Raw genomic sequence first — 25867 nt, 5'->3', positions numbered from 1 at the left:
TTGCGACGCCGGATTGCTAGCGTCGGACGATTGACCTCAAGAGCCTCAATGCTACCGACAGTGAGGCCATGTCGTCGGCCTCCAGTGCGTTCACCTCGTCGAACATGCTCTTTGCCCTGCCCAACTGCTCGGCATTTTGTGCTTCCCAGTCCTTGAGCCGTGCATCCGGCGAGTCGGCGGCGGCCGTAGCGTCCAGCACCGCCGTCGTCATGTCCGACACGGTCGAGTACAGATCGTCGCGCAAGGCAGCCCGGGCCAGTGCCTGCCACCGGTCCTGGCGCGGCAGGCTGCTGATCCGCTCCAACAGCGAGTCGGCGTGGAAACGGTTGAACACCGTGTAGTAGACCGCGGCTATCTGCTCCACCGGGTCTTTCCGGGTCCGGGCAATCTTGGCAATGTCCAGCAGGACAAAGCTTTCGAACAACTCGGCCCAGCGCAGGGCAAGGCCTTCGGGGAGTTGCCACTCGCGGCCCTTCGCCAGCCACTCCGCCACCCGTTCCCGGTCGTCGCCGCGCAGGTAGTCCAGCAGCCGGGCCCGCATCGGATCCATGAGCGGCTTGAACTCGGCCACCACATCGGCGATGGGACGTGAAACGCTCTCCTGGCTCAGCAACCAGCGGACGGCCCGGTCCAAAAGCCGGCGGATGTCCAGGTGGACCGTGCTCCAGTGCTCCGTGGGGAACGAGGCAGGCAGGCTGTTCAACTCGCCCACCATCGCGTCCAGTTCATATACCTCGCGCAGGGCCACGAACGCCTTGGCGACGGCCACCTCGCTGGCCGACGTCTCCTCCATGACCCGGAAGGCGAAGGTGATCCCCCCAAGGTTGATCATGTCGTTCGCCACCACCGTGGCGATGATCTCGCGGCGCAGCGGGTGGGTGTCCAGCTCCGCGTCAAAGCGTTCGCGCAGCTGGTGCGGGAAGTATGAACGGAGCGTCTGCCGGAACCATGGGTCATCGGCAAGGTCGCTGTCGCGCAGCGCCGTTGCCAGCTCGATCTTGGCATAGGCGGCCAGCACCGAAAGCTCCGGTGACGTCAGACCCTGCCCCTGCTGCAGCCGGTCCCGCAGCATCGCCGTGGTGGGCAACGCCTCCAGGTCCCGGTTCAAATCGGCGCTCTTCTCCAGCCAGTCCATGAGCCGCTCGTAGCTCGGGCTCCACTCCGCCACCCGGGTCCGGTCGTTGAGCAGCAGGATGTTCTGGTCGATGTTGTCTTCGAGGACCAGCCGCCCCACCTCATCGGTCATGGAGGCGAGGAAGTCAGCCCGATCCTCAGCGGGCAGCTTGCCCGCAGCGACCATCCGGTCAACGAAGATCTTGATGTTCACTTCGTGGTCGGAGCAGTCGACGCCGGCGGAGTTGTCGATGGCGTCGGTATTGAGAATGACGCCCTGCAAAGCTGCCTCGATGCGGCCGCGCTGGGTCATGCCCAGGTTTCCGCCCTCGCCCACCACCTTGACGCGCAGGTCCCGGCCGTTGACGCGGATCGCGTCGTTGGCCTTGTCGCCCACGGACGCGTTGGACTCGGAGCTCGCCTTGACGTAGGTCCCGATCCCGCCGTTGTAGAGCAGGTCTGCAGGTGCCAGCAGGATGGCACGCAGCAGATCCGGAGGGCTGAGTTCAGTAGTCTCCGCCGGGAGCCCCAGTGCGGCCTGCACCTGGGTGGACACCGGGATGGATTTTGCCTGCCGGACGAAGACTCCGCCGCCTTCGCTGATCAGGGACTTGTCGTAATCGTCCCAGGAAGACCTGGGCAGCTCGAACAGTCTCTGCCGCTCCGCAAACGAGGATTCCTCGTCGGGGTTGGGGTCCAGGAAGATGTGCCGGTGGTCGAATGCTGCGAGCAGCCGGATGTGCCGGGACAGGAGCATCCCGTTGCCGAATACGTCGCCGGACATGTCCCCCACGCCCACCACGGTGAACGGCTCGGTCTGGGTATCCAGGTCCAGTTCACTGAAGTGGCGCTTGACGGATTCCCAGGCTCCGCGTGCCGTGATGCCCATGGCCTTGTGGTCGTAACCCACGGAGCCGCCGGAGGCGAAGGCGTCACCAAGCCAGAAGCCGTACTCCGCGGAGAGGCCGTTGGCAATGTCGGAAAAAGTAGCCGTTCCCTTGTCCGCCGCGACCACAAGGTAGGAGTCGTCGTCGTCATGCCTGACAACGTTCGACGGCGGCACAAGCCGCTCGCCGTCGCCTTCAGTGAGGAGGTTGTCAGTAAGGTCCAGCAGTCCGCGAATGAATGTCTTGTAACTTTCCACGCCTTCAGCCATCCAGGCCGCGCGGTCCATGGAGGGATCGGGAAGCTGCTTGGCGAAGAACCCGCCCTTGGCGCCGGTGGGCACGATGACGGCGTTCTTGACCGTCTGCGCCTTTACCAGGCCCAGGACCTCTGTCCGGAAATCCTCCCGCCGGTCGGACCAGCGCAGCCCGCCACGGGCCACCTTGCCAAACCGGAGGTGCACACCCTCAACGCGCGGGGAGTAGACCCAGATTTCGAACATGGGCCGCGGGAAGGGGAGGCCTTCGATCTGCGCGGGGTTCAGCTTGAAGCTCAGGTGCGGCTTGTCCTGGTAGAAGTTGGTGCGAAGGGTGGCCTCAATGAGGTTGACGAAGGTGCGCAGCACGCGGTCGGCATCCAGCGTTGCCACCTTCTCGATGGACGCTGCCAGCTCCTGGCGCACGGACTCCTGGGCCTCGGACCGGTCTTCATCGCTCAGGGCCGGATCAAAGCGGGCGGCAAAGAGTGCCGTGAGACCTCGTGTCACGTCGGCGTTTGCGAGGAGCGTGTCCGCCATGAAGCCGAACGAGCTGCTGTTGCCCATCTGGCGCATGTAGCGCGCGTAGGCTCGCAGGACAGTGATCTGCCGCCACTGCAGGCCCTCCCTCAGCACCAGCCGGTCAAAGCTGTCCGATTCTGCAGCGCCCGTGACAGCCGCGCCGAAGGATTCGGCAAGGAGCTCTCCCGTGGAGACGGGGTCCACCCCGGCCGGGTACTTCAGTCCAAGATCGTAAAGGAAGAAGTCGCGGCGGTCTGCTGTTTCGATTTCAAAGGGCCGTTCATCCAGGACCTCGAGTCCGAGGTTATGGAAATACGGCAAAATCTGGCTCAGGCTCTTGGGCTCCAGCATGTAGAGCTTGACCCGGGCATCCTCTTCGAGGGTAGCGCCGGCGCCTTCCGGAAGGTACACGTGCACACCGGGACGGTCCTGCCGCTCCCCGGTCTTCCGCTCGGCGGCGGCCCCGTACTTTTCAAAACGCGCTATATCCTCAAGCGCGTCCTCTACTTCGTAGTCCACCCGGTAGCTGGCAGGGAACGCCTCGGCCCAGGTAGCGGCCAGTTCCTTTGCTTCGGCGGGATCCCGCCCTTCCCGCAGGACTTGGGCAATACCTTCACTCCATGACCGTGCGGCCCGGACCAGCCGCTTTTCCAGCTCGTCGGTGTTGACATGGCTGACGTCGGCGTCCTTGGGCAGCCGGATGCGGAAGAACAGCCGGGCGAGCGCCGACTCCGTCATGCGGGCTTCGTAGTCGATTGAGACCGCCTGGAACGTTTCCCTCAGTTCCTGTTCGATCCGCAGCCTGACGTTGGTGGTGTAGCGGTCGCGGGGCAGGTAGACGACGGCGGACATGAACCGGCCGTAGATGTCCGGCCTCAGGAACAGGCGCGTGCGCCGCCGTTCCTGCAGCTTCTGGATTCCCAGCGCGGTGGCGGCGAGGTCGGGAATTTCGATCTGGAAGAGCTCGTCACGGGGGTAGGTCTCCAGGATTCCCAGGAGATCCTTGCCCGAGTGCGAGTCCGGCGGAAACCCTGCGCTCTGCAGCACGGCGTCCACCTTCTCGCGGACGATGGGAATATCCAGGACGGAGCCGGCGTAGGCACTGGTGGCAAAGAGTCCAATGAAGCGGCGCTCACCGTTGACATTACCCGCGGCGTCGAAGCTTTTGACGCCGATGTAGTCCAGGTAGGCCGAGCGGTGCACCGTGGACCGTGAGTTGGCCTTGGTGATGACAAGAGCGCGCTTTTCCCGCGCCTTTTTCCGGCCGGTGTCGGTGAGGTGCTGGATGTGGGGGGAGTCGGCGGCGGCGCGCAAAAGCCCGAGACCGCTGTCTTCGCGCAGTTCGAGGACGTCTTCGCCGTCAACGTTGAGCAGGTCGTATTCGCGGTAGCCCAGGAACGTGAAGTTCCCGTCGTCGAGCCACCGCAGCAGGTCCTTGGCCTGCCGCAGTTCGGCAATCTGCGCCGGATGGGCCACCTGGTCCAGGCTTTCCGCAATTTCTCGGGCCTTTTGGCGCATCTTGGGCCAGTCCTCGACGGCTGCCCGCACGTCTTTCAGGACGCGGGTAAGTCCCTCAAGCAGCGACACTTTGACGTCGTCCGGGACGCGTTGGATTTCGACGGCGATCCACGACTCCATGTGCGAGGCGTTTTCGCCCTGGGCAATGAGATGGGAAAGGTTTGGCATTGCCGCCGTGTCGCCGCTTGAAATGCCCAAGTGCGCGGGGACCCTGTTGACCTTGACCAGTTCGCCTGTTTCCCGGTTCCGGGTTGCTACGAAAAGAGGGTGCACCACAAGCTTGATGGCGGCGTGCTGCCGGACAAGTTCTGCATTCACGGAGTCGACAAGGAACGGCATGTCGTCGGTGACGACGAAAATGACGCTGCTGTCCTCTTCGTCCACGATCGAGATCTTTGCCTGCCCGGGCTGCCGTACGGACGCTGTCCGCCTGTGCTCACCGGCCCGGGACTCCAATACGTCCCGGGAGTAGCTTCGGGCATCCTCCTCAGCCAGGTGCTGGTAGTAGTCCCCCATGAAACCTTCAAGGCCTTCAATGGAAAGGGGCTGGTCCTCCACACTGGATCCAGACGACATCAACAACGCCTCCATCAGAGATATTCGCCGCACCTTTGCAGCTCTTATGGCGAGCCTAGTCCTTTGCTCTTCGCCTCGGTGTGGAAGAAAATACAGATGATTTCGCTTTTCGCTGGTCGGGTGCACAAACGAGCTCGCGGATGGCATGCCGAAGGGTCGAGCCGGGGGACGCTTCGAGCAGCAATGATCCTGCCAGGAGGGCTGCGTCTGCGGCTGCGGGGTCGTACGGCAGGAACGCCTTAAGTCCGGAGGCGGGGCCATACCTTTCCCAGGCATCCCGCAGTTGGCGCTCCGGCTCCCTTCCAACGGAGGAGGAACGCACCTTGTTCATGATGACGGTGGGCGACACCTGCGGGACCGCTCCTTCCAGTTCGGCAAGTGCACGGACCATCCGCGGTACGCCCACAGGATCAGCAGCTCCCACGGCATAGACGGTGTCAGCCAGTTCCAGCGGGCGCAATGTGGCCGCATTCCGCCGCGGCGCCATGGTGTCAAAGCTCAGTTCCTCATCCGCCTCAAGACAAAAGCCCGCATCCACCACCACAACGTCCACGATCTGCCGCGCCCGCTCAAGCACCAGCGCCAAGGCAGGCGCACGGAGCTCAGTCCACCGATCGGCGCGGGTTATGCCAGTCAGCACCCGGAATGTCCCGGCTGTGGTGGCGACCGTGGCGGCCACCTTACGCAGCGCGTCCGCGTCCAGCAGCCCCTGGTCAGCAAGCCTGCACGCCTGGGCAAGCCCTGCTGACTCGTCCAGGAGACCCAACACTGCCGCCACACTGGCGCCGTACGTGTCGGCGTCGACCAACAGGACCGCCCGGCCATCAGCTGCCATCTCACCGGCAATGTTCACCGCAACGGTTGTCCGCCCCGGGGATCCGGCGGGACCCCAGACAACGATCAGCTCCCCGGCTCCGGACCCCTCCGTGTCCAGTTCAGGCACAACGGGATCTGTTGCCAGCGCAGCCCCGGTATCGGCCGGCGAGCTGAGGCTGGCCGGACGAAGCCTGCCCGTCAACTGGGCGACGGCGTCGGCGATCCTGTCCGAAAGCTCAGCCGACTCAACCCCTGTCAGCGCCGGGACGACACCGATCCTGTGGAGCCGGGCTGCCTCCTCCGCATTATCAGTCAGGGCGACGATTGCCACGCCAACAGCTCCCAAACGGTCGACCAGGGAAGCGCTCAGCCCCTCGGACCCCTCGGCCACGACAGCTGCCCTTGCCAGCCCACTCTGGCAGGCGGCAAGCAGCTCGGGAAGTTCCGCACACCGTCGAACCACGGTGACCGGGCCGTGGAGTCTTTCAAGGCCACCTACCAGGTCCTCACGGCTCTGGCCTACGGTGACAACGGGGATGCTCATCGGGCGCCACCCGGGTTCCACACCACGGATATTTTCGCCTCGTTTGCCTGCGCGCCAAGCAAAGCAGGCATTTGCTTGTCCTCCACCAGCACCATCAACACGGTGGTCTTTGACGATCCAAGGGCTGTGGATCCGGTGGTGACCTCTGCGATTTCCGCTCCGGGAAGGATCAACCTGGGCTCGCTGAATCCATTCTTCGCATCCGGCTGTGCCACCCAGACATCAACCCGGGCACCGGCAACTGCCTGTGAGGGCAAAGTCTGCTCGAGGTTGAGGGCTACAGGCTTCCGGTCCAGTCGATCCACCTGCCCAAGGCTTGCCCTGGGGACCAGTTGGTCCTTCCCAATCCTTTGCACGGCGACAACGTCCTGGGGCAAGCCGGCCTCGGCGGTGATGTACTGCTGTTCAGTGTCGCCCAGCCGGACCTTGGCACGGACAACATTCTCCGGCGTCAGGCGCTCGCCCACTGCGATACCGTCCCGCGCGGCGAAGACCTCTGTGGTCCGGTCTGCACTGCCCACAAGGAAGATGACTCCGGCAACTGATACCAGGACCAGGAGCACTCCCACCAGCAGCCGGGGGTCCTTCCATGATGGACGCTTTAGCCGTGCTGCAGTGGCACTTGAATCAGGAACCATACCGTTCTCCCCCTGGGTACACCGGACCTGCCCACGCCGGCCGGACTTCCTCATTGTTACTGCAAGCCCCGGGGAACAAAAGTCATTTGTTTAAATGCCGCCAATCTGTGGATAAGAGCAACAAACTGAACCACTTGATGGCAAAATGAATGCATGCCCAGGTTCCTCACACTCGCGGACGTCGCGGAACAGCTCCAGATCAACTCCCCTGCCGCCTATGCCCTGGTTCGCAGTGGTGAACTGAAGGCCATCCAGGTGGGCGGGCGCGGGCAATGGCGGGTCGAAGAGAAGATGTTGGAGCAGTACATCGAGGAGCGCTACGCCGAGGCCAGCCGCATGATCCAGGAGTCGCGCTCCAAAAGCGTCTAACCCATTTGGCCCGCATCGGTTTTCTGGGACCTGATCATTGCCAGCGCCGTGAAGGGTATGGCTGAAACCTGGGCCACGCTGCGATTCCGCCGCGGCTCGCCGGGAACCACCGCGGCCAAGTCGATGTAGTCCCTGCCTACCCGGTCAATGACGCCGGCCAGCCGCACGGCTCCGGCAGCGCCACAGATCGTTACCGAGACCTCCGCCCGGTCGCGGGCCAGGCCCCGCAGGGCGTGCGCGAGGCCTATTGAGCGACGCACCTGTGAGTTCTCTTCCCGCGTCTGCCTGCCCAGGCCCACGTAACGCATTGCGGCCGCATACGGAATGAGCACCTGGTTCTGATCGTCATTCAGTACCAGCGCATCCGCTCCCGCATGCGTCAGTTCACCACGCACCATATCGCCGCAACTGAGCTGGACGCTGATCCGGCAACCCACCGCCGCGCGCAGCCTGTCCTCAAGGGGCAGGCTCACCATCTCAGCCCGGGTCCGCTCGTTGACCTCGGTCTCGAGCGTCAGCCGGTCTGCCTCCGCAAGCTGGCTTTCCATGTCATTGAAGAGTGCATCCCAGCGCATTCCGCCAGAGTAGGGTCCTCGGCCACGCCCGTCAATGCGCATTCTTTTTCATTCCAGCGTATGGACAAATCCCATGGAACGGGTTCAGACTGATGCACGCAGTAACAAACGACATCAAACGACATCAAAGGGGTAGTAATGGCTCATTCGGCCAAGATCAGGTGGTGGGATGCAGGTATGGCGCTGGCCCTGCTGATGCTTGGCATCCTGCTCTGCGTCTTCGCGTTGGGCCTGCTGTCCCAGTGGCAGCAATCCAGTGCGCGGCACCAAGGCGAATCGGTGGATATCCTCCTGGGCGGGGCAACAGCCGTTGCAGGCATTGCCCTTCTGCTCTGGTGGGCTGTCTCAATCCTGAGTGCCTCTGCTTCCGTTTTGTTGGAGCGCCTGGGACGACGCCGGGCCGCGGCGGCCGCGCGAAGCCTTTCACCGGCTTTTATGCAGCGGGCAGTGGTTGCCGCACTCTCACTGCACCTCGTGACAGGTGTCGCCGCCAATGCGGGGGTAATAAGCACGCCTGGGCCCGAGTGGACACCAACACAGGCACAAACGGCGTCCTCCGCCCCATCAAGCACGGTTGCCCGCCCCAATGTTCCGCAGCCCACCGCCAGAAACAGCCCCGGTGGCGAACAGGTCCAAAACCAGCGACTTCCGCATGAAGTACCGCCAGCAGGCAGCGTAGGCCTTTCGCCGGGGTCGGAACCGGGCACCCCACCAGCCCTTACCGGGCCCAGCCCCGGATGGCAGCCGGCTCCCCCAGTGGTGGAACCGGGCCTGCTGGCCGCACCGGATGCCAGGACCGCGGCCAACCCCAGGTTGGGTCGCAGTGACACCGCAGCCATCGACAGGGGTGGCCAGACGATAGAAGTGACCGTACTCGCGGGCGACACCCTGTGGGACATCGTCGGTGCCCATCTGGGACCGGAGGCATCGGACGTCGACGTCGCCCTTGAATGGCCACGGTGGTTTGCAGCGAACCGTGCAGTGATCGGCGGGAGCCCGGACGTCCTGCTGCCGGGCCAGATACTCCACGCGCCGGCAGTTCCGTAGCCGCTGCCCCTCCCCGCCGGCCAGCAGCCGCTCCGAAGGCCGGACCAGCAGCCGATGCCACCTGACATCGCCCACCCTGCCCGGCCGGCGAGGCCCCGGCACCCGCCAAAGCAATCGAACCAATCGAACCAATCCAACAGACAATCCAAGCAAAAGTCAGTCGAAGCAACGGCCGGCCGAGTTACAAGCGAATCCAACCAGGGGGAACACCATGACAGCAGTGACACCCGTCCGCGCCGTTGAAGGGCTGGCCGCAAAGGCCAGGCAAGCGAAGAGCAGCCCCATCAAGCCCCAGCCAGTACCGGCGGCACCCCCTGCGGCCCAGCCTCACGGGGCAAACCCGCCATCCCTCCGGCCCGTGAGTGAAGCCGCGGAAGTGAGGGCCATTATCCGGGGGACGGTCCAGGCATCCATGGAAGTCCTGGCCGGAATACGTCCCATCCACCAGTTGGCGCGGCGCCTGGATCCGCGCTGCCTTGCATCGCTGCAGCACCGGGCGGCCCTGATCAGGCGCGAACTCACCAGGACCGGCAATCCCTCACTGGCCAGGCTGCATAGGAATTCAACAGTCCGCTCCGTACGTGTCTGCGAGGTAGCCGACGGAATCTTTGAGGCCAGCGCCGTGGTGGTGGATGATGTGCGGGCCCGCGCCGTCGCTGTCCGCCTTGAACGCAGCAAGCAGGTGTGGCGGATCGTCGAACTTGTCATCGGCTGACGCTCCCCTTGGAAAAAGACCGGACGGATTAGAAGCCGTGGCAGGCCAGATGCGGAGCGGGCACTATGCAGACAGGCAGCGAAATGCAAAAAAGGCAGGGACGCGTGCGCCCCTGCCTTGTTTGCCGCTGCCGGCGGGTTACCTACAGCTGTTCTGCTAGCGCTTCTTCTTTTTCGCGGGGCGTTTGGCCGCATCCTGGGCAGCTGCCTTGGCAGGGTTGCCGGAGCGTCCGCCTCCTGCCCGGGTTTCCACCCGGGTCTGGGTTCCGCCGCTTTCACTGGGAGCCGTGTACTGCAGCTGCGCCGGCTTCTCAGGGGCTTCAAGGCCCGCGGCATGGACCTGAGGGTCAACGTGCTCGGTGTGTCCGCCCGCAGCATCCTGTACTACGACATCCTGGGCAGGGGTGACTTCCACCTCGAGGTTGTAGAGGAACCCTACGCTTTCCTCACGGATGGCTTCCATCATGGTCTGGAACATGGCGAAACCCTCGCGCTGGTACTCCACCAGCGGATCGCGCTGTGCCATGGCGCGCAGGCCGATGCCTTCCTTCAGGTAGTCCATTTCGTAAAGGTGTTCCTGCCATTTGCGGCCAATGACGGAAAGGACCACCCTGCGCTCGAGCTCCCGCATGCTCTCGGAACCGATGACCTCCTCGCGGGCCTGGTACACCAGGCGCGCGTCAGAGAGAATCTCTTCCTTCAGCAGCTCAACCGTGACCCTGGACTTGCCGCCGGCTTCCTCGATGATGTCTTCAGGCGTGACGCTGACCGGGTAGAGGGTCTTGAGGTTCGTCCACAGCTGGTGGAAGTCCCAGTCATCGCCGTTGCCTTCCACGGTTGCAGCGTCGATCAGTGCCGTTATGGTGTCTTCGATGAAGAACTGCACCTTCTCGTGCAGGTCGTCACCCTCCAGGATGCGGCGGCGGTCGCTGTAGATCGCTTCGCGCTGGCGGTTGAGGACGTCGTCGTACTTCAGCACGTTCTTGCGCTGCTCGGCGTTCCGGCCTTCCACCTGTCCCTGTGCGGAGGCAATGGCACGGGAGACAAGTTTGGATTCCAGTGCGACGTCATCGGGAACCGAGCTGTTCATCAGCCGTTCGGCAGCCCCCGAGTTGAAGAGCCGCATGAGGTCATCGGTGAGCGAGAGGTAGAACCGGGACTCGCCGGGGTCGCCCTGTCGGCCGGAACGCCCGCGGAGCTGGTTGTCGATACGGCGTGATTCGTGCCGTTCCGTGCCCAGGACATAGAGGCCTCCGAGGTCCAGAACTTCCTCGTGTTCATCCTTTACGGACTGCTTGGCAGCTTCAAACGCCGCAGGCCAGGCTGCCTCGTATTCTTCCGAGTTCTCCTCAGGGTCCAGCCCACGCCTGGCGAGCTCGGCGACTGCGGTGAACTCGGCGTTGCCACCCAGCATGATGTCCGTGCCGCGGCCGGCCATGTTGGTGGCCACGGTGACTGCGCCCTTCCGGCCGGCCTGGGCAACAATCGCAGCTTCCCGGGCGTGGTTCTTGGCGTTCAGGACCTCGTGCCGGATGCCTTCCTTGGCCAGCAGCTTCGACAGGTACTCGCTCTTCTCCACGCTGGTGGTACCCACCAGGACGGGCTGGCCCTTTTCATGCCGTTCGGCGATGTCCCGCACCACGGCGTCGAACTTTACAACCTCGTTCTTGAACACAAGGTCCGGCTGGTCGATCCGCTGCATATCACGGTTGGTGGGGATGGCCACCACGCCCAGCTTGTAGGTGCTCATGAACTCGGCTGCCTCAGTCTCGGCGGTGCCGGTCATGCCGGAAAGCTTGTCGTACATGCGGAAGTAGTTCTGCAGGGTGACGGTGGCCAGGGTCTGGTTTTCCGCCTTGATCTCGACGCCTTCCTTGGCCTCGATCGCCTGGTGCATGCCTTCGTTGTAGCGGCGCCCGGCAAGGATGCGGCCGGTGTGCTCGTCAACGATCAGGACTTCGCCGTCCAGGATGACGTAGTCCTTGTCCCGCTTGAACAGCTCCTTGGCCTTGATGGCGTTGTTCAGGAACCCGATCAGCGGGGTGTTTGCGGATTCGTACAGGTTGGAGATGCCGAGGTAGTCCTCGACCTTTTCGATTCCGCTCTCCAGTACGCCAACGGTGCGCTTCTTTTCGTCGACTTCGTAGTCCTTCTCGGGCTGCAGCCTGAGCACCACTTTGGCGAATTCGCTGTACCAGCGGTTGGTGTCGCCCTGGGCAGGGCCGGAGATGATCAGCGGCGTACGCGCCTCATCGATCAGGATGGAGTCCACTTCGTCGACGATGGCGAAGTTGTGGCCGCGCTGGACCAGTTCGTTCCGGTCCCACGCCATGTTGTCGCGCAGGTAATCGAACCCGAACTCGTTGTTGGTTCCATACGTGATGTCGGCTGCGTACTGCTGGCGGCGCACTGCCGGGTCCTGGTTGGCGAGGATGACGCCGCTGGTCAGGCCGAGGAAGCGGTACACGCGGCCCATGAGTTCGGACTGGTATTCGGCCAGGTAATCGTTGACGGTGACCACGTGGACGCCCTTGCCGGTGAGGGCGTTCAGGTAGGCGGGAGCGGTCGCCACCAGGGTCTTGCCTTCACCGGTCTTCATTTCAGCGATGTTCCCCAGATGCAGGGCAGCGCCACCCATCAGCTGAACATCGAAGTGACGCATCCCCAGTGTCCGGGAAGAGGCTTCCCGTACAGCGGCAAACGCCTCCGGAAGCAGGTCGTCGAGTTTTTCGCCGTCCCGGTGGCGTTCGCGGAGGCGGTCAGTCTCCTCGCGCAGCTCGGCGTCTGTAAAGGTCTTGAATGAGTCTTCGAGGGCGTTGATGGAATCGGCATAGTTCCTCAGCTGCCGGAGTGTTTTCTTGTCACCCGTGCGGAGAATTTTTTCGATAAGTGATGCCACGTGAAGATGCTCCCAGTCTGATGCCGCCGAATTCTGGCGTGTTCAGTCTACGGGAGAGACACGCGGCCGGTGCCCCCTTTTCCCTGAGAGCGGATACTCCTTACGGGCGCGCCAGTTCCTGTGCCAGCCGGGCAGCGAGGTCTCCCTCCGGTCCCACTTCCACGTCAGGCAGGCCAAGCCACTGGCCCATCAGCTTCAGTTCGGCAGCGAGTTCGACGGCGGTGTCCGCCGGTGCGTCCGGCTCGGCAAAGGCGCATCTCACGAGCAGCCGGCCGCCCGCGCGGTCCGCTTTCAAGTCAACCCGCGCCACGATCCTGTCGCGCAGCAGGAAAGGCAGGACGTAGTAGCCGAACCGCCGTTTCGGCTCCGGGGTGTAGATCTCGATCCGGTAATGGAAGCCGAACAGTTCCAGGAGGCGCCGGCGTTCAAAGACCAGGGAATCGAACGGGCTCAGCAGCGCGCGGCCGGTGGCCCGCCGGGGCAGGGCTGCCTCCGCATGCCGGTAGACCTCCCGCTTCCAGCCCGCGACGTTGACCGGTTCCAGCGTGCCTTGCTTCACGAGGTGAGCCACGGCCAGCGCCGTTGCCTTGACGGGAGTTCGGAAGTAGTCGGCGAAGCACCGGATGCTTCCGATTCCGTGCGCCCGGGCAGCCGCTTCAGTCAGCCGCTGCAGCGCAGTTGTTGGATCCGCTTCCCCCGCCGGCGGGGCTGGATAAGGGAGGACTTTGGAGGTCAGCGTGTACCTGCGCTCGAATTGCCCGGTTCTGGAGGCAGCCGATACCAGCCCCTCTTCGAAGAGGTGTTCCAGGACCCGTTTCACTGCGTTCCAGTTCCACCCCCAGTTGGTGGTCTGTTTTTCCTCGACATGGCCGATATGGGCGGTCAATTCGGAGGCCGTCATGGGTCGGGACCTGGCCAGGACTGCAAGGATCCGGGCTGCGACGTCGTTGCGGAGCCCCGGGTCCAGCCGCGAGGCGCCCACCCAGGACCGCTTCTGCCATAAAAGCAGGTCCGGGTAATGCTCCGGCCGGATGTAGCTCGCCTCGTGTGCCCAGTACTCCAGCATGCGCCGGGGATGTTTGGCGGACATGCGCTGCAATATGTCCCGGTCGTAATTGCCAAGGCGGGAGTAGAAGGGCAGGAAGTGGCTGCGGACCAGGACGTTCACGGAATCGATCTGGACGAGTTGGAGGCGGGCAAAAGTACGGCCCACCGCCCGTGCTGTCACGGGGCCGGTGGGCCGTCCTTTATGGAGTCCCTGCGCTGCCAGTGCGATCCGCCGTGCCTGGTCAAGGCTCAGCGTTGCCGACAATTCAGTCCTCTCTGATGTTGGTTTTATCCACCCTAGGCGTTGGCGGCGGCGTCATCGGAACGGTAGGCGAGGATCTTTTCCTCCACCACGGTGTCTCCCGGCTCGCATTCATGGTCCAGCGTGATGACCCCGTAGGTCCAGCCGCGCCGGCGGTATACGACGGAGGGCGTGTTGGTCGCCTTGTCCACGAAGAGGTAGAAGTCGTGGCCGACAAGCTCCATGTTGTCTACTGCATCGTCAAGTGAGAGGGACGCAGCGGGAAAGACCTTGCGCCGGATCAGTACCGGCGAGTTTCCAGCCGGGATGTCGTTGTCGACATCGTACGGGGATTTGTCTTCCGGGGCTGCCACCGCTTCATTCCGGTGGTTGGCCTCAAGATACAGCGGTTCGTGGGCGCTGGCGGGCTCAAGTGAGGCGGTGGCCTCACGGACGGCCTTGGGAGTGTGGCGGCCATGGTGGACCTTCTTGCGGTCCTTGGCCCGCCGGAGCCGCTCAAGCAGTTTGTTATACGCGAGGTCAAAGGCGGCAAATTTGTCTGCGGCGCTCGCTTCGGCACGGATTACGGGTCCGCGGCCCAGGACTGTCACTTCAACTGTCAGCTGGTCGCCGGTCTGCCGGGCATTGGTCTCCTTGGAGACTTTCGCGTCGACCCGCTGGACCTTGTCACCCAGCGACTCGATTTTCGCGATCTTTTCCCCGGCATATTCGCGGAACCGGTCTGAAACTGTCAGATTTCGTCCGCTGATCATAAACTCCATGGTGCCCTCCAAATGACTTCGGTGACACGACGGCGGCGCTTCCCTGGGCCGGGCTGTCTGACAGTCGAGCCCCTCTCCGAGCCGCCATCGAAAGGTACATTCTGTTCTTGGTACCCACCACCGACGTTAGTTCATAGCCACCTGTTATTCATCCTTTCCCGGTTTATTTTTTTCTAAGTCATGGTGGTTCCCGGGCGGGCCGGCGGCCATGGCGCCCGGGTCCTTGGTGTCGGGTGGGCGTGTCGCGGCCAGCACGACGGCGCCCCTCACCTTGGCGCCGGCAAAGTGCAGTGCCCGGGCTGCTTCACCGACCGTGGCACCGGTTGTCAGGACGTCGTCGACGATGATGCACGCGCGCCCTGCGACCCGTGCGCGCGCCCCGCGCTTGACCCGCATCGACCCCCGGACGCGCTGCGAGCGGGCTCCCCTCCCCAATCCCTTTTGGCCGGAAGCACCATTCCTGCCGCCCGATCCATGAATGCCCGGCAGCAAGGGGCCCGGCGCGGCTGTTTTGGCCAGCACGTCCGCGACGCCGACGCCTGGAAGCTGCCGAACCGCCTCTTTCAGGAGCAGGTGGACCGGGCTGAACCCCCGCTTGACGTAGGCCGCCGTGCTGGTGGGGACGGGGATCAGCAGGAAGCCATTGCCATCCGGGACTGCCGCCCTGACTCCCCCCGCGAGCGCCCGGCCAAGGCTCCTGCCAAGCTGCTTCTGGCCGTGCCGCTTGAACGACAGAAGTCCCTGCGCCAGCTCGTCCCGATACACGCCCGCTGCCACAACGGGAAGCATAATGGTCCCGGCGACATCCATGAGGGCGGGAGCTCCGCTTTCCGCCCGGAACGGCTGCCTGGTCAGCCGGCGGATGCGGCCGGCACAGGGTGGGCACAAGGTGCTGTCCTCGGCCCCGCAACACACACAGTCCACCGGGACAGCCAAAGCGAGCAGGTCCACCAGGGCGACCGCCAGCCAATCGTTGAGGCGCAGGAGGCGGGCCTCGTGTTCACCCCGGTGCAGCGCTGCCCAGGGCGGGGGTGGTTCAAGGTCCGGATCTGTCCCCCGGGTCTCCTGATGCCCGGAAGCGGCTTCGCCGGTCCTGCCGAATAGATTATTCACTGTCCCACTGTCGTCCCGTACCGTTCCGGGAAGGAGGCCCGGGCGTGGCTATGTGGATAAAGCGGGGCCACGCGGACAGCGGAAGCACCGTCCGCCGCAGCCTTGGCGGAGCGTCAGCCAGGGAACGCCGGGTCGGTGGGGCCCTTGATTTGCGGGGACCAGCCATTTCCCAGGCGCTGGAAGATCCCCTCCCCTGACTGGACGTAGATGTCGTCGACGCCATTTCCCGCGCTGATGGCTACCAGCCCTGGCCACGGGGCAAGCTGTTGCGGCTGTCCGGACGTGAGCGACAACAGCTCAGGGGTGACATTGGAGCCGGCAGCCCCCTTCATGACGGCAACGGTAGTGCCATTGACCCAGACCCCTTGGTCGGGGTCGGTGGCGGCTACCAGGGTTATGGGGGCGGTCAGTTCCCGCGGCGTGCCGTCGACGGCGCGGATTACACCCGTTACCTGCACCTTGGACTTCCCGTTTTGTTCGGAGATGACCAGGGCGCGTACGCCGTCGCGCGAGACGCGGAATTCCTTGACTGTCCGGCCGGCAAGCCAGGAAGGTGCCAGCGTCACGGTCGGGACGGCGGCACCCTCTGCGACGCCGGCGGGATGGAAAGCCACGACTTCCGTGGCTCCTGTGGCACCGGGTCCAGCCGTCCACACCCAGTCGTTGATACTGAAGGTCGGCCGGCTGAGGGTACTCCGGGTGGTGAGGGCTCGGGCGGGCTGGCCCGGGCTGATGCTGTACAGCGTGGTGCGGCCGTCATTGAGGAAGGCGGCCGTCTGAGACACCGGGGATTCCGCGGGATAGCGGGGGTTGAGCGCGGACACCGGCTGCATGTCGGGCAGCGGCGAGACGCGGTTGTTTTCGTACCGCACCAGTTCGTTGCCGCTGATGGCGATCTGGCGCGACGGCACGGTCTTGTCCAGCACCGGTGGAAGAACGGACCCGTCGTCCTCGACGCGTACCAGGTCCTGGTTAGCCCGCAGCTCAACGTTGACGACGTCGGGCTGGCTGCGGAATGTCAGGGTCAGCTGCATCTGCATGCGAAGGCGGTCCTCCGCGGAGGTTTCCGTCAGTTCCTTCGCCGTCAGGTCCACCTGGGCCGCCCCGGACACCACCGGCACGGATTCGCGGGCCAGCTTGATCCCTGAGGGGAAGGCACTGGCGACGGCGCCACGCAGGTATGGAGCCGGCCCGGCCAGCAGTGCGCTGGTCATGGCTTTGACGGTCTTGTTCTTCAGGAACCAGCGGACGTCGGGAATGGCGTAGGTGAAGGTGGGGTCGTAGAAGTAGATGGGGTAGGCACCGTAGATCACCTTGAACGTTTCTTCGGCAATGGCAGTCCCATCCGGAATGCCAGAGATCCGCCATTCTCCATCCACCTGGGTCACCGTTACCGGGATGCGTTCCACGGTTCCCGGCGGAGATTGGGTGGCGATGCCGTCGGCGTCCACTGTGTAGGAGACATCAAGTTCATAGTTGAAGACGTTTTCAGTCCCGGTGGGGACAACGCGCGCCTCCCGGTATACCAGCGCGCGTTTGTCCGGTTTCCAGGACACGGCCGACGCCTGGGTCAGGTACTGGCGGGCCACCGCATAGTCGTCCTCGTAGCCGCTGCCGGCCCGGTAGAAATAGTCGATGATGGTCTCCGGCGACGCGCCCGGCTGGGGCGCTGCCGGAAGGAACACGGGGGCGCTGACGTTGCCGGCGCTGCTTTCGCTGCTTTTTCCCACTGGACCGGAGGTGGGGATCCGTGCACATCCTGACAGGAGGACGATGAGCAGGGCAAGCAGTGCCGCCGGGTACTTCGCCTGGCGTCCGCTGGACCTCATGGTGCCTCCTCAGGTGCCGGCGAGGGAGCGGGCCGGGCCGCTCCCGCCTGCAGCACCAGCATGTTCTTGTGGTCCTGATCCATGGGAACGCTTCCCGGCGCACCCGGATTGGTGACGTCCTTTGGTTCCAGCTGCAGTGGCGACTCGGTGACGACTTCGTCCTGCCGCAGGGGAAGGGTCAGGCGGAAGTTGGCGCCGTCGCCCTTCCTTCCCCAGGCCTGCAGCCAGCCGTGGTGCAGCTTCGTGTCCTCCATGGCGATGGACAAACCCAACCCGCTTCCTCCTGTGGTGCGTGCCCGGGCAGGATCGGCGCGCCAGAACCTGTCGAAAACCCGCGCAGCCTGTGCCGGGTCCATTCCGATGCCGTGGTCCCTTACCGCGACGCCCACGGCCGTTTCGTTCACCGCGACGGTGACGGTCACCGGTTTGCCCTCACCGTGCTCTACTGCGTTCAGGATCAGGTTGCGCAAAATCCTGTCGATCCGCCGGGCGTCCATTTCCACAATCACGGCGTCCCCCGGAGCGGAGTAGATGATCTCAGACCCGTATTCCGCCGCCACCGGAGCAGCGCCTTCAATGACGTGCGCAATGACCTGGAGGAGGTCTTCAGGTTCAGCATCCAGAACGGCCACGCCGGCGTCGAAGCGGCTGATTTCCAGGAGGTCGGAGAGGAGGGACTGGAAACGCTCCACCTGGTTGTACAGCAGCTCGGCGGACCGCTTGTTGATGGGGTCGAAGTCGTCACGGGCGTCATACAGGACCTCTGCCGCCATGCGGACAGTGGTCAGCGGAGTCCGCAGCTCGTGTGAAACATCAGACACAAAACGCTGCTGCATCTGCGAGAGCGTTGCCAGCTGGGTGATCTGCTCCTGGAGGCTGGCGGCCATGTGGTTGAAGGAGGCGCCAAGACGGGCCACCTCGTCCTCGCCCCTGACCACCATGCGCTCCTGCAGCTGCCCGGCCGCAAGCTTCTCCGACACCATGGCGGCATGGCTGACAGGGCTCACCACATTCCGGGTGACGTACCAGGCGACGGCGCCGATCAGGAGGACCAGTACCGCGCCGCCGGCCCAGAGGACGCTTTGGATTTCGTTGAGCGTCTGCTGCGCTGTATTCAGGTCGTAAATCAGGTAAAGCTCGTAAACGGTGCCGTTAAAGGTCACCTTGTTTCCCACGGCAATCCCCGGCCGGTCCTCGGTGCCCACGGGGATGACAGTGGAAGCCCAGTATTGGTCCTTCCCCGACTGCTGGACGGCCTTGCGCAGCTCCGGCGGAATCACGCTGACCGTCAATTGGTCCGAAGCCCGCGACTCAACCCAACGGTTCCGGGGCTTGGTCTGCTCCGGCATCGCCTCAAATACATACCGGCGCTGGATTACGGAGCCCCGGCCTTCCACCGCGTTCAGGGTGTCGTAGACCAGGGTGATGACGCTGGACTGGTCGGTGACCTGGGCGCCGTCGAACGTCTCCTGGACCTGCTTGACGTTGTAACGTGTCTCGGACTCCGCCTGCGTCAGCCGCTCCTGGAACAGGTTGTTGGCGATCTGGTTGGACAGATAGGCGCCCACCACGGCGAAGGAAAGCACGGCCAGCATCAGTGTGGTGAGGACCGTGCGGAACTGCAGTGAACGGCGCCAGCGCCGCTGCAGGGCCCGCCCAAGGTACCTCAGCCCGGGGAGGAAGCGACGGACTCCCGTCCGGACGAGCCTCGCCACCCGCAGCGCCACGATGAGGGCGCGCCGCTGCCAGATCCTTGCCCGGAAGGCCACATGCCGGAGTCCGGGGGCAGCAGCCTCAGCGGCTTCCGGCGCGCCCTGGGCGGCACCGTCCTGCTGCACGGCATCCGGGGACTCCGGGGTTGCGCGCTGATCCGGTTGCCCGTCCTGCGCGGCGGGGTCAGACCCCTGCTTTGTAGCCGACACCACGCACCGTCAATACGACTTCCGGGGCTTCCGGGTCCTGCTCGATCTTGGACCGCAGGCGCTGGACATGGACGTTGACCAAGCGGGTGTCGGCGGCGTGGCGGTAGCCCCAGACCTGCTCCAGCAGCAGTTCGCGGGTGAACACCTGCCAGGGCTTGCGGGCCAGCGCCACCAGGAGGTCGAACTCCAGCGGCGTCAGGGAGATCCGCTCATTGCCCCGGCTGACGGTGTGCCCGGCAACGTCGATGGTGATGTCCGCGATGCGAAGCGTTTCGGGGGCCTTCTGGTCCCCCGGGCGAAGGCGTGCCCGCACGCGTGCCACCAACTCGGCGGGCTTGAAGGGTTTTGGCACGTAGTCATCGGCACCGGATTCCAGTCCGCGGACGACGTCGGAGGTATCGGACTTGGCGGTCAGCATGACGATGGGCACGTCCGACTCAGCGCGGATCTGGCGGCAGACCTCGATGCCATCCATACCGGGAAGCATGAGGTCGAGCAGGACCAGGTCCGGCCGCGAGGACCGGAAGACGTCCAGTGCCTGGGCGCCGTCAGCGCAAAAGACCGGCTCGAAGCCGTCATTACGGAGGACAATTCCAATCATCTCGGCCAGCGCTTCGTCATCATCTACCACCAGAATGCGTGCCTTCATAGCTATATATTCCCTTATCGGGATGGGTTTGTCCTGTTGAGCGGCTTCCGGCATGGCGGGACACTAGGCCGTCCGACGCCGGAACTATAGTCTTGGGGTCATGCTCCGAGTGGCCGGTGCGCCCCTTTGGGGCCGCCGGCCAGGCACGGGCAGGCGGACTGGTATTGGGGGAGGAATCAGTGTCACCACAGGAGTCGCAGCCCCAGGAGCCGGGGCAGGAACCGGCAGGAGCTGGAAACGACGACGGCGGGCCGGCCGCTGCGGGCGGCCCGCCGCCGGCACCGTCCGCCCGGGAACAGCCGTGGGTGCCGCCCGCAGGGCGGCAGGCAATCCCGGGGCAGGAACCACAGGCCAGGCAGCAACCACCCGGGTGGCAGCAGTCCGGACAGCACCCAAATGTGAGTGGTCCATACCCGGGAAACCCGTACCCCGGCTCATCCCCCTACGGCGGGCAGGCGGCCGGCGGGCAAGCTGATGGCGGCCAGTATTACGGTGGTGCCCCCTCCGGCCTTCAGTACCATGGCAGCCCGGGATACAGCGGCCAGCCCAACGGCGGGTCCCCCTATGACGGGCCGCGCTACAACGGCTCCCCGTATCCCGGCGGTTCCTACGGAGCCTGGCCATCCCAGCGGCCCCGGTATTCAGCTCCGCCCAAGCCCGGGATCATCCCGTTGCGTCCGTTGATGTTCGGGGAGATCCTGGACGGCTCCTTCCAGGCCATTCGGCGCAATGCCAAAGCGATGCTCGGCGCCGGCCTCCTGGCGCAGTCCCTGTCGGCAATCCTCGCGGCGGTGCTCACAGGATTCCTCGCGACGTCATCGGGATCCATCGAGGCCTGGGCGGAGACCGCAAGCAACGCCGACATAGCGTCCCTGGGGATCGGGCTGATGGCTGGCTTTGTCCTGCTGTCCATCCTGTCCGTATTCATCACCGTTGTCCTCCAGGGCGCCATGGTGGTTCCCGTGGCCCGGTCAGTCCTCAACCGGCCCACCGGCTTCCGGCGCATGTTGTCGCTGGTGCGGTCACGGGTCGGGGCGCTGGTCAGGCTGGCGGCGGTGCTGGTTGCAGCGGCCATAGCCACGATGGCGCTTTTCTTCGCCGTCGTCGTGCTCCTGTTCTCCAATGTCCGTGGCGCGGGCGCACTGCTGGTCATCCCGCTGATGATGGGCTTCGTCGCCGTGTTCCTCTGGGTGGCGGTCAAGCTCATGGTGGCGCCCGCCGCCGTCGTCATCGAAGAGCTGGGCGCTCTTGCCGGGCTTCGCCGTTCGTGGGGGCTGACCAGGGCCAACTGGTGGCGCATCCTCGGTATCACCCTGACTGTTGGAATCCTGGTCGCCGTCATCACGCAGGTGGTCCTGATCCCCGCAAGCATCCTGTCCTCGGTCCTGTCGGGGGTCGTCTCGCCACACGGCGGCAGCGGGCAGCAGGCCTCGCTGGCCGTGGCCGTCGGCATCATCACTGCGATCGTCGGCGCCTTGGTGGGTGCGGTGGGCTACGCATTCCAAACTTCGGTCATGGCATTGCTTTACATGGACCTGCGGATGCGCCGGGACGGGCTGGACATCGCCCTGCTGCGCGAACTGGAAACCGGGGCGGATCCTGGCGGCATCCCGGGCCGGAATGCCCAGGGCGGGAGCACACCGTACCCCGGATACGGAGCGGCGCCGGGAGCATGGCCCCATGGCCGCTGAACCACCCGTGATCCCCGGCGCCGGGGAGGCCCGGCGCTGGGCGGCGGAGGAACTGTCCAAGCAGGAGTACCGGGACGCCGCCCCGTCATGGCTGGACAGCCTGTGGCGGAACTTCCTGGACTGGCTGCAGTCCCTGGACGGCTCCCCGGGGGACGCTGCGCCGGTGCCCAGCCCCGTCATCGCCCTCGTCGTTGCCGCCATCATCGCGGCTGCCATCATCCTGGCCCGCCCCCGGCGGAACGCGCGGGTCCGGCAGGCCAAGGACGTCTTCGAAAGGGAAACCGCCCTGGCCGCAGCGGACTACCGGAAACGCGCGGAAGCCGCGGCCGCGGGCGGAAAGTGGGGGGACGCCGTCGTCGACCGTTTCCGTGCGGTGGTCCGGCGGGCGGAGGACCGGGGCGTGCTGGACCCGCAGCCAGGCAGGACCGCTGATGAAGCCGCCCGGGCCTTGTCCGTTCCCTTCAGCAGCGAATCCGTTCGCCTGTCCCGGGCAGCGGCCACTTTCGACGGGATCCGCTATGGAAACGGCGTGGCGGGCGGCCGGGACTACCAGGAGATCGTGGAGCTTGACACCGTCCTGGACGCCATGAAGCCCGCTACCGCCGGCACCGGGGTGGCGCTGCCATGACCGGGCTTCCCACCGCCGGCGAAAAGCGCCGGAACGCTGATGAAGCCACCGGGTCCACGCCTGGTGGCCGGACAATCCCGGGCTGGCTGCGGCGGCACCGTGGCGTGGCGGCAGCGGGAGTGGTGGTGGCCGCGGCGCTGGCGCTGGTCGTGGGCACGCAACTGGCTCCCAAGGGTGACGCCGTTTCCCTCTCGGTCCACAATGCCGGGCCAAACGGAGCCAGGGCCTTGGGGCAGATCCTGGGCCGGCACGGGGTTTCCGTCCACAGCCCGGACCGGTTCGACGCAGCGCTGGAGGACCTGCGCGCCGGCTCCTCCCCCACGCTCCTGCTCTACGACAGGAACGGCATCCTGGATGCGCAGCAGTTGAGCCTCCTGAAAGCGGAGGCGGAGCGCGTGGTGGTGGTTTCCCCCCGCCTGGAGACCCTGACGGCGATGGACACAGGCATCCGCCAGGCAGGCGTTGTCCCCGACGCCTTCCAGGTCCTTGACCCCGGATGTTCCCACCCTGATGCAGAGGCTGCAGGGCAGGTCACCGGGCAAGGAGCATTTGTGTACGACGGCGGGATGTCCTGCTTCCGGGCAGCAGGAACCGCCGGGATGCTTGCCATCAGCAGCGACGGCCGCCTGGCCGTGCTGGGCAGCACGGCAGTGCTGGGCAATGAAAGGCTGGACGAACTGGGAAACGCGGCGCTTGCAATCAGGATGCTCGGCTCCTCGCCGGACCTGGTCTGGTACCTGCCCTCGATCGCGGATGCAGCAGGCAGCGGAACCGGCGAAACCCTCGATGACCTTGCCCCGGACTGGGCCCGCTTCCTGGGCCCCTGGCTGCTCCTGGTCGCCGCAACAGCCGTCGCGTGGCGGGGCCGCCGCCATGGCCCCCTGGTATTCGAGCCGTTGCCGGTGGTGGTCAAAGCGGTTGAGACGGCGGAGGGACGCGCCCGGCTGTACCAGGACTCCCGCGCAATTGATCGGGCCCGCGACAACCTTCGGGCCGGGCTGCTGGTGCGGCTTTCCGGGAAGCTGCGGATGGGCCCGGCCGCCACAGCTGAGGAAACGATCTCCGCGGCGGCCCGGCTACTGGACCGGGATGCCGCCGAAATCCGGGCCCTGATCAACGAACGCCCCGCAAGCGAGGCCCGGCTGGTTGCCTGGTCACAGGCACTGGACAAACTCGAGAAAGAGGTCAAGACCCGATGAGCGAACAGAGCAGTGGCCAGCAGGTCCTTAACCCGATGGACGACGACGGCGCACGGCAGGCGCTGCTTGCTGTCCGGCGGGAGGTGGCCAAGGCGGTGGTGGGACAGGACGCCACCGTCACCGGCCTCCTCATTGCCCTCCTTTCCCAGGGGCATGTGCTGCTGGAAGGCGTCCCCGGGGTTGCGAAGACCCTGCTGGTCCGGGCACTGTCCTCAGCGCTGACCCTGGACACCAAGCGCGTGCAGTTCACCCCCGACCTCATGCCGGGCGATGTCACCGGCTCGCTGGTCTACGACTCGCACACCTCAGAGTTCAGCTTCCGGGAGGGACCGGTCTTCACCAACCTCCTGCTGGCGGACGAGATCAACCGGACCCCTCCGAAGACCCAGGCCTCGCTCCTGGAAGCCATGGAGGAGCGGCAGGTGTCCGTGGACGGCGTGTCCCGGCGGCTGCCGGCGCCGTTCCTGGTGGCGGCCACGCAGAATCCGGTGGAGTACGAGGGGACCTATCCCCTGCCGGAGGCCCAGCTGGACCGGTTCCTGCTCAAGCTCACCATGCCGCTGCCCGGGCGCGGGGAGGAGATCGAGGTCATCCGCCGCCACGCAGCGGGGTTCGACCCACGGGATCTGGCAGCAGCCGGCGTCCGGGCGGTGGCCGGCGCGGAGGACCTGGAACGGGCACGGGAGGCAGTGGCCCGGGTAGCGGTGGAACCGGAAATCATCGGCTACATCGTTGATCTGGTGCGCGCCACCCGTTCAGCTCCGTCATTCCAGCTTGGCGTCTCACCCCGTGGGGCCACTGCCCTGCTCAACACTTCAAGGGCGTGGGCCTGGCTCTCCGGCCGGCCTTTCGTCACCCCGGACGATGTCAAGGCGCTGGCCCTTCCCTGCCTGCGGCACCGGGTGGCGCTGCAGCCCGAAGCCCAGATGGACGGGGTCAGTGTGGACGACGTCCTGGGCAGCATCCTCGCTTCCGTCCCCGTTCCGCGCTAATGGCCATTTCCGGTCGCTTCGTGGCGGTGGTGCTGCTGGGCCTTGTCCCGGTACTGCTGTTCCCCGGATGGCTGACATTAGTAGCTACGATCGCCCTGCTCGTGGCGTTGTTGAGTGCCGAACTGCTTTTCGCGGGGTCCCTCCGGCACGTCACTGTGACGCGTGCCGAACCGGAGAACGTCACGCTCAACAATGCGGTGGAGGCGGTACTTACGTTCCATAACGGCGGCACCAGGCGGCTTCGGGGAACGTTCAGGGACGGGTGGCAACCCTCCGCCGGTGCCCTGAACCCCGTCCAGGACATGGACGTCCCGGCGGGCGAAGGCAGGCGGTTTGCCGTCCGGCTCCGGCCGGTCCGGCGGGGCGACCTCGCCGCACCGCATGTGACGTTACGGTCCTTTGGCCCGTTGCGACTGGCAGCCCGCCAGCGGACCATCGAGTGTCCGGGCTCGGTGCGGGTGCTGCCGCCTTTCCACTCCCGGCGCCACCTCCCGTCAAAGCTGCGGAAGCTGCGCGAACTCGACGGGAAGGCGGCCGTCCAGATCCGCGGCGCCGGCACCGAGTTCGATTCGCTGCGGGATTACGTCCGCGGCGACGACGTGCGCTCCATCGACTGGCGCGCCACCGCCCGGCGCTCCACCGTCGTGGTCCGGACCTGGCGCCCGGAACGGGACCGCCGCCTGGTGATGGTCCTGGATACATCCCGTACCGCCGCAGCGAGGATCCTGGACGAAACCCGCCTAGACACCGGGATCGAGGCTGCGCTCCTTCTGGGAGTCCTGGCCGAACGGGGTGGCGACCGCGTGGACTTTGTGGCATTCGACCGCAGGACCAGGGCGCGGGCCGCCTCTGCCGGGCAGGGCACTATCCTAGGCCGGCTGGTCCAGGCCATGGCGCCCCTTGAGGCCGAGCTGATTGAGATGGATTGGGCTGCGGTCCCCGGGGAGGTGCGCGCGGTTTCGGCACACCGGTCCCTCGTGGTGCTGCTGACGTCGCTGGACAGCGGGGCGCCGGAAGAAGGCCTGCTGCCCGCGGCGGAACGGCTGGCAAGCCAGCACGTGGTGGTGGTGGCGGCCGTCCGTGATCCCCAGCTCGGCGCCATGCTGCGCGACCGCAACGATGCCACTGCGGTGTACCGCGCGGCTGCGGCGGAGCGGGCCCTCCTCCAGCGGGCAGCGGTGACGGCCGAGCTGCGCCGCTACGGGGTGGAAGTGGTGGATGCCGAGCCACACGACTTGCCGCCAAGGCTTGCTGACATGTACATCAGGCTCAAGGCTGCCGGTAGATTGTGAAACCCAAAGG

19 protein-coding genes are annotated in these 25867 nt (G+C 65.4%); 8 read left to right on the top strand and 11 right to left on the bottom strand.

Annotated elements, in window-relative coordinates; translation table 11 throughout:
* Positions 1-16 precede the first annotated feature (16 nt).
* The 3 genes from ACR65K_RS03185 to ACR65K_RS03175 are packed head-to-tail and all read right to left on the bottom strand — an operon-like array spanning position 17 to position 6868.
* Positions 17-4870 (bottom strand): NAD-glutamate dehydrogenase, encoded by a 4854-nt coding sequence (locus ACR65K_RS03185; protein ID WP_440151304.1) that lies wholly within the window; start codon positions 4868-4870, stop codon positions 17-19.
* A 55-nt stretch (positions 4871-4925) separates the two neighbouring features.
* Entirely contained in the window at positions 4926-6230 is a 1305-nt protein-coding gene (locus ACR65K_RS03180; protein WP_440151303.1) for a CpaE/TadZ family protein, read from the bottom strand.
* On the bottom strand, positions 6227-6868 hold the full coding sequence (locus ACR65K_RS03175) for a hypothetical protein (RefSeq protein WP_440151302.1): 642 nt from the start codon (positions 6866-6868) through the stop codon (positions 6227-6229). Before ACR65K_RS03175 ends, ACR65K_RS03180 begins: the two co-directional genes overlap by 4 nt.
* A gap of 153 nt (positions 6869-7021) precedes the next feature.
* On the opposite strand from ACR65K_RS03175, the gene ACR65K_RS03170 reads away from it, so the two are divergent.
* Entirely contained in the window at positions 7022-7237 is a 216-nt protein-coding gene (locus ACR65K_RS03170; protein ID WP_018768505.1) for a helix-turn-helix domain-containing protein, read from the top strand.
* On the opposite strand, the gene ACR65K_RS03165 is transcribed toward ACR65K_RS03170, so the two are convergent.
* Positions 7234-7812 (bottom strand): hypothetical protein, encoded by a 579-nt coding sequence (locus ACR65K_RS03165; protein WP_440151301.1) that lies wholly within the window; start codon positions 7810-7812, stop codon positions 7234-7236. The genes ACR65K_RS03170 and ACR65K_RS03165 overlap by 4 nt on opposite strands.
* A 138-nt stretch (positions 7813-7950) precedes the next feature.
* Between ACR65K_RS03165 and ACR65K_RS03160 the strand changes: the two genes are divergently transcribed.
* The gene (locus ACR65K_RS03160) at positions 7951-8859 is read left to right on the top strand and encodes a LysM peptidoglycan-binding domain-containing protein (protein ID WP_440151300.1); all 909 of its coding nucleotides are present in this window, start codon (positions 7951-7953) and stop codon (positions 8857-8859) included.
* A 211-nt stretch (positions 8860-9070) separates the two neighbouring features.
* Complete coding sequence (locus tag ACR65K_RS03155) at positions 9071-9574, top strand: Rv3235 family protein (RefSeq protein WP_440151299.1); 504 nt, start codon at positions 9071-9073, stop codon at positions 9572-9574.
* 156 nt (positions 9575-9730) lie between these two features.
* Here the strand turns inward: ACR65K_RS03155 and secA are convergent, their stop codons facing one another.
* From secA to mtrA, 7 genes are all read right to left on the bottom strand, one after another.
* Positions 9731-12472 carry a preprotein translocase subunit SecA gene (gene secA / locus ACR65K_RS03150; RefSeq protein ID WP_440151298.1) on the bottom strand — a complete coding sequence of 914 codons (2742 nt, stop codon included), beginning with the start codon at positions 12470-12472 and terminating at the stop codon, positions 9731-9733.
* Positions 12473-12572: 100 nt separating this feature from the next.
* Positions 12573-13784, bottom strand: coding sequence for a winged helix-turn-helix domain-containing protein (locus ACR65K_RS03145; protein WP_440151297.1), 1212 nt, complete (start codon positions 13782-13784; stop codon positions 12573-12575).
* Between the two features lie 32 nt (positions 13785-13816).
* On the bottom strand, positions 13817-14542 hold the full coding sequence (gene hpf, locus ACR65K_RS03140; protein ID WP_026265659.1) for a ribosome hibernation-promoting factor, HPF/YfiA family: 726 nt from the start codon (positions 14540-14542) through the stop codon (positions 13817-13819).
* Positions 14543-14686: 144 nt separating this feature from the next.
* Complete coding sequence (locus ACR65K_RS03135; RefSeq protein WP_440151296.1) at positions 14687-15655, bottom strand: ComF family protein; 969 nt, start codon at positions 15653-15655, stop codon at positions 14687-14689.
* 113 nt (positions 15656-15768) lie between these two features.
* A complete protein-coding gene (locus ACR65K_RS03130; protein ID WP_440151295.1) occupies positions 15769-17484 on the bottom strand; it encodes an LpqB family beta-propeller domain-containing protein in 1716 nt (571 codons plus the stop codon).
* Complete coding sequence (gene mtrB, locus ACR65K_RS03125; RefSeq protein ID WP_440151464.1) at positions 17481-19253, bottom strand: MtrAB system histidine kinase MtrB; 1773 nt, start codon at positions 19251-19253, stop codon at positions 17481-17483. The genes ACR65K_RS03130 and mtrB overlap by 4 nt, the downstream gene beginning before the upstream one ends.
* A 127-nt stretch (positions 19254-19380) precedes the next feature.
* A complete protein-coding gene (mtrA, locus tag ACR65K_RS03120; RefSeq protein ID WP_056334824.1) occupies positions 19381-20055 on the bottom strand; it encodes an MtrAB system response regulator MtrA in 675 nt (224 codons plus the stop codon).
* A 179-nt stretch (positions 20056-20234) separates the two neighbouring features.
* Between mtrA and ACR65K_RS03115 the strand changes: the two genes are divergently transcribed.
* The 5 genes from ACR65K_RS03115 to ACR65K_RS03095 are packed head-to-tail and all read left to right on the top strand — an operon-like array spanning position 20235 to position 25857.
* Entirely contained in the window at positions 20235-21746 is a 1512-nt protein-coding gene (locus ACR65K_RS03115) for a DUF7847 domain-containing protein (RefSeq protein ID WP_440151294.1), read from the top strand.
* Complete coding sequence (locus tag ACR65K_RS03110) at positions 21736-22374, top strand: DUF4129 domain-containing protein (protein ID WP_440151293.1); 639 nt, start codon at positions 21736-21738, stop codon at positions 22372-22374. Before ACR65K_RS03115 ends, ACR65K_RS03110 begins: the two co-directional genes overlap by 11 nt.
* A complete protein-coding gene (locus ACR65K_RS03105; RefSeq protein ID WP_440151292.1) occupies positions 22371-23573 on the top strand; it encodes a DUF4350 domain-containing protein in 1203 nt (400 codons plus the stop codon). The genes ACR65K_RS03110 and ACR65K_RS03105 overlap by 4 nt, the downstream gene beginning before the upstream one ends.
* Positions 23570-24565, top strand: coding sequence for an AAA family ATPase (locus tag ACR65K_RS03100; RefSeq protein WP_440151291.1), 996 nt, complete (start codon positions 23570-23572; stop codon positions 24563-24565). The genes ACR65K_RS03105 and ACR65K_RS03100 overlap by 4 nt, the downstream gene beginning before the upstream one ends.
* A complete protein-coding gene (locus ACR65K_RS03095; protein ID WP_440151290.1) occupies positions 24565-25857 on the top strand; it encodes a DUF58 domain-containing protein in 1293 nt (430 codons plus the stop codon). Before ACR65K_RS03100 ends, ACR65K_RS03095 begins: the two co-directional genes overlap by 1 nt.
* Positions 25858-25867: the final 10 nt, after the last annotated feature.

This window comes from Arthrobacter sp. SAFR-179, assembly GCF_059414945.1.
This window is presented reverse-complemented; position numbering and strand designations above follow the sequence as displayed.